This is a genomic window from Mesorhizobium sp. P5_C1 (assembly GCF_054049815.1).
Map to the genome: position 1 here is coordinate 1 of NZ_JBFULQ010001260.1, position 733 is coordinate 733.

Consider the following 733-nt stretch of genomic DNA (forward strand, 5'->3'; position numbering starts at 1 on the left):
GTATTCGCGCTGTGTCTTCTCCATCTGGCGCTTGACGCGCGAACGGATGCGCTTCTCCACCTGCAGGACGGAGATTTCGGCTTCCATGAAGCCCATCGCCTTTTCCAGCCGCTCCTTGACCGAGAGCGTGGCCAGCATTTCCTGCTTTTCAGGAATCTTGATGGCGAGATGCGACGCGACCGTGTCGGCGAGCTTGGAATAGTCGTCGATCTGGCTGGCGGCACCCACCACTTCTGGCGAGATCTTCTTGTTCAGCTTGACGTAGTTCTCGAAGTCGGTGACCACCGAGCGAGCCAGCGCCTCAACCTCGACCTCTTCCTCTTCCGGCTCGACCAGCGCCGTGGCGCGGGCCTCGTGGAAGTCGGGACGGTCGGTGAACGAGACGATTTTCGCGCGCGAGGCGCCTTCGACCAGAACCTTGACGGTACCGTCCGGCAGCTTCAGCAATTGCAGCACATTGGCGAGCGTGCCGATGTCGAAGATGGCATCGGGCTCGGGATCGTCGTCGGCGGCATTCATCTGGGTGGCAAGCAGGATCTGCTTCTCCTGACCCATCACCTCTTCCAGCGCCTTGATCGACTTTTCACGCCCGACGAAGAGCGGAACGATCATGTGCGGGAACACCACGATGTCGCGCAGTGGGAGGACTGCGAAGACGCCGTCGCTGGGAGCCTTGGATATTTTGGCCATTGTCCAACCTTTCATGTCGCGGCCGCCAATCAGCCAACCGCGA

General features: G+C 60.6%; 1 protein-coding gene. It reads right to left on the minus strand.

Annotated features, from left to right (window positions below; genetic code table 11):
- Positions 1-690: LON peptidase substrate-binding domain-containing protein (locus tag ACXJ7R_RS35255; RefSeq protein WP_457155819.1), on the minus strand; the 690-nt coding region annotated here is incomplete at its 3' end.
- Between the last annotated feature and the right edge of the window lie 43 nt (positions 691-733).